At 58.5% G+C, this 3,867-nt stretch carries 6 protein-coding genes; 5 read left to right on the forward strand and 1 reads right to left on the reverse strand.

What is annotated here, in order from left to right; all coding sequences use genetic code 11:
• The 4 genes from VES88_07345 to VES88_07360 all read left to right on the forward strand — a co-directional run.
• A partial coding sequence (locus VES88_07345) for a hypothetical protein (protein HYN81299.1) occupies positions 1-183 on the forward strand: 183 nt, incomplete at its 5' end.
• Positions 184-591: 408 nt separating this feature from the next.
• Complete coding sequence (locus VES88_07350) at positions 592-1,170, forward strand: YceI family protein (GenBank protein HYN81300.1); 579 nt, start codon at positions 592-594, stop codon at positions 1,168-1,170.
• A gap of 41 nt (positions 1,171-1,211) precedes the next feature.
• Positions 1,212-2,183: an NADP-dependent oxidoreductase gene (locus VES88_07355; GenBank protein HYN81301.1), complete on the forward strand. Its 972-nt coding sequence runs from the start codon at positions 1,212-1,214 to the stop codon at positions 2,181-2,183.
• A 12-nt stretch (positions 2,184-2,195) separates the two neighbouring features.
• A complete protein-coding gene (locus VES88_07360) occupies positions 2,196-2,393 on the forward strand; it encodes a hypothetical protein (protein ID HYN81302.1) in 198 nt (65 codons plus the stop codon).
• A 36-nt stretch (positions 2,394-2,429) separates the two neighbouring features.
• Here VES88_07360 and VES88_07365 read toward each other — a convergent pair whose 3' ends face one another.
• A complete protein-coding gene (locus VES88_07365) occupies positions 2,430-2,798 on the reverse strand; it encodes a DUF1304 domain-containing protein (GenBank protein ID HYN81303.1) in 369 nt (122 codons plus the stop codon).
• 783 nt (positions 2,799-3,581) lie between these two features.
• On the opposite strand from VES88_07365, the gene VES88_07370 reads away from it, so the two are divergent.
• Complete coding sequence (locus tag VES88_07370; GenBank protein ID HYN81304.1) at positions 3,582-3,818, forward strand: hypothetical protein; 237 nt, start codon at positions 3,582-3,584, stop codon at positions 3,816-3,818.
• The last annotated feature ends 49 nt before the right edge of the window (positions 3,819-3,867 follow it).

A 3,867-nucleotide genomic window follows, 5' to 3' on the forward strand; every position in this document is an offset into this window, starting at 1 on the left:
GTGATGGTGATGAGCATCGGGATGACCGTGAGCGTCGCGCCGCTGACGACGACGGTGATGGGCGCTGTCGAGGAGCACCACGCCGGGGTCGCTTCAGGCATCAACAATGCCGTCTCGCGCACCGCCTCTCTGCTCGCCGTCGCGGTCTTCGGCGTTCTCATGCTGCACGCTTTTAAGATATGAGACCTGGTGAATGCACACATCTCGATCAAGTGAGGGAAGTCACGCCCAGCGCGCAAGGCTGCGAGGATTGTCTCAAGGCGGGGGACACTTGGGTGAATCTGCGTTTGTGCGAAACGTGCGGCCAAGTCGGCTGCTGCGATTCGTCGAAGAACAAACACGCGACGAAGCATTTCCGCGCGACGGGCCATCCCGTCATTAAATCTTTCGAGGCGGGCGAAGAGTGGGGCTGGTGTTACGTTGTAGCCAAGATGTCCTTTACAATGCCGCCCAACAAGTTAATTCGAGCCGCCCGCCCGATAGCACTCCTTTCATGGTGCTTTGTTCTTCGTTGCTTGGATGCTATTGGAGGGCGGCGGCTCAAGTCCGGCGACGCAGAAACAACGGAACCAATAATACGGAGGCTCGAACATGGCTAAATGGACTTTTGAACCTGGACACACCGCAGCCGAGTTTCGCGCGCGGCACATGATGGTGACCTGGGTGCGCGGACATTTCAAGAATGTACACGGCTCCCTTGAGTTTGATCCAGACAACCCGCGCAATTCTTCTGTCGAAGTAAAAATTGATGCCAAGGGAATCTGGACTGGAGTGCAGGAGCGCGACGACCACCTCCGCAGCGCAGACTTTCTTGATGTGGAGAATCATCCGGAGATTACCTTCACGGGTAATCAAGTCGAGGTCATGGGCGAGCACGACTACGCGCTCACCGGGGATTTAACGATTCGAGGAGTGCCACGCCAGGCCACGTTGAATGTCAGCTATCTGGGGCAGTGGGAAACGCCGTGGTGGGAAGACGGCGTTGATCAAGGACCCAGGACGCGCGCCGGTTTTCTGGCAACAACCAGGATCAATCGCCATGATTTTGGGGTCAGTTGGCAAGATCGTATGGATCGAGGAGGAATCGTTGTCAGCAGCGAAGTGGAAATTACTATCGATGTTGAAGCGATACTGGAAAGCATAAAACCAGCTCAGGAGAAAGCCGCCTAACTTTTGATGCGCATTCAGCTAATGAAAAGGAAGGAGTAGCTGTGACACTGTCAACGCAAACCATGCAAGCCGCCGCCATCGACCGATTCGGCGGTCTTGAGACGATCACTCTGCAAACGTTGCCCGTGCCCGAGGTCGGGCCGGACGAGGTCCTGATCCGGGTCGAGGCGGCCGGCGTGGCGGTGTGGGATGTTTTCGAGCGCGAGGGAGGCTTCGCCCAGATGTTCGGAATCGAGGCGAAGTTTCCCTATGTGCTCGGCTCCGATGGAGCGGGCACGGTTGCCGCTATCGGCGAGCAGGTCAGCCGCTTCAAGCAAGGCGACCGGGTGTACGCCGCTGCCCTCACAAACCCCAAGGGCGGGTTCTACGCCGAGTACGCTGCGGTGAAAGCCGACAACGTCTCGCACACTCCCGACAAGCTGACGACCGAGCAGGCGGGCGTCATGGCGAGCGATGCGTTGACCGCGCTCCGCGGCTTGGACGAGGTATTGGGACTGAAGCAGGGCGAGAACCTGATGATTTTCGGCGCCAGCGGCGGCATCGGACACCTGGCCGTTCAGCTCGCCAAGCGGATGGGCGCCCGCGTGTTGGCCGTGGCTTCGGGCGATGACGGCGTGGCGCTTGCCCGGCGGCTGGGTGCCGACGTCGTCGTGGAAGGGCACACAGGCGATGTGGCGGTTGCCGCGCGCGACTTTGCCCCCGACGGTCTCGACGCCGCCCTCGTCACTGCCGGCGGTGAAGCGGCTAATCGAGCGCTGAAAGCAGTCCGCGACGGAGGCCGGGTTGCCCACCCCAACGGCGTGATGCCCGAGCTGAAGGCCCCGCCCGGCGTGCGCCTCAGCAGCTACGACGTCGTGCCCGATCGGGAGGCGATCGGCAAGCTCAACCGCCTGATCGAGGCCGGCCCGTTTGAAGTCCACGTCGCCCGCACCTTTCCACTCGACAAGGCTGCAGAGGCGCACCGCGCGCTCGACGGACATTACCTCGGCAAGCTCGCCCTGCGGCCGCGCTGATGAGGAATGAATATGAAGGTAACGAAAATCTCGGTGGACCCGGATCCGTACGAACCCTTTCGTCTCGCGCAAGGCTACCGTGCCGGCGATTTTCTCTTTATCTCGGGCCAGGCGGCGCTCGATGGAGGCGGACAGCTCGTCGGCCTCGGCAATTTCGATGCCCAGGCTGAGCAAGTCTTCGCGATGAGACAAGGTGATCCACTAGCGTGAGTCTCGTCCCCATACCGACGATCAAGGACTGACAAGTCAATTGCCGTCCTCGCGCGTGGCAAGCAGAACGCACGCCAGCGCGATCAATGCCGGGAGCGCCTGGGTAAACAGAATTGAGGTCTTGGCCGTGATCCCCCCGAAGACGCCGGCGATCACCACACAGACCAGGAAGAAGAGCTTGATGTCGCGCCGCCCTTTCCAGATTCCCCAGATTAGGCCGGCAGCCAGAAAACCGTTGTACAGCCCCTGATTCATTGCTAGCGTTGCGGATGAGGCAGAGACTTCCGGTGTCATCGAGAAGATCTTTCGACCAACCGGGTGATCCCAGAAAAACATCTCGAGCGTCAGGAATCCCATGTGACAGAGCGCCACCAGAGCCGTCAGCAAATTTGCGATAAGCTTCATGATTCCTCCTCCACGTTATCTTTCCTCCACTGAGGTTAACCCCATAACCCGGAAGCCAAACACTGAGATCCTTGATTCCAAATCAGGGATTCTCGATATTAAGGCAGTCAATTGGAACTATATTAGAGTCAGGGTAGTGGTATCTCTTCAGATCTACGTGTCTCATAGCGGAGGATACGGCAAGACAATCCACTAAACTACACGAAATCTCACTAATTATTCGTGTTTTGCCTTTAATAAACTCGCTGGCGATGAAGCGCGAGCCGTCCGTCTGGCCGATTTCATAAATCGTGAGTATGTTCGGATGATTGAGAGCGGAAACCGCCTTTGCTTCTTGCACGAAACGGCGGATACGTTCGTCGTCTTGCGAGACTTCGACGGGCAAACTTTGAGCGCGACCAGACGTTCAAGTTCGGTGTCTTCTGCCAGAACACCTCACCCATCCCGCCCGCTCCCAGCGCTGAACGTATCTTGTAATGACCGAGCAGCGTGTCAGTGGAGAGGGGCGTCGTTGTAACGTGCGGTTAGGCTAACTCCAACAAGAGTCAGACTGAATTGTAACTGATGAGACCCGGCAGAAAAAGACGGTTACCGCTCGAGACGGTAGAAGATTGGCGAGTGAGCGAGGTTTTTCTAATTACGATATCTGTGGGTTCGCCCCGCGCCGCTCAATTCCAGCGTTGGGGTGCGACACGAAGGCGCGTTTGTGACTGACTGTGATGCTTGGGCAACCATGACATCAAGAGTATTTTGTCTAATTCTAGCAACCACGATACACCAACGATGGAGGCGGAGACCATGAAGGATTTAACCATAGAGTTGGAGAACCGACCCGGCGCGCTGGCCGAGATGGGCGAGGCGCTGGGCCGCGCCGGGGTGAGCGTCGAGGGCGGAGGCGCCTTCGTCGTCAACGGCATCGGTGTCGCCCCCTCTTCGTGGACGGAGGCGCTGCCCGTCGGGCGCTCGAAGCGGCTGGCATTCGCGTTCTTGAAGAACGGGATGTGCTCGTGCAACGACTGAACCAAGCCGAACCGGGTCAGCTCGGCAAGATCTCGCGCCGTATGGCCGA

The organism is Gemmatimonadaceae bacterium, assembly GCA_035633115.1.
In the GTDB taxonomy this organism is placed as follows: domain Bacteria; phylum Gemmatimonadota; class Gemmatimonadetes; order Gemmatimonadales; family Gemmatimonadaceae; genus UBA4720.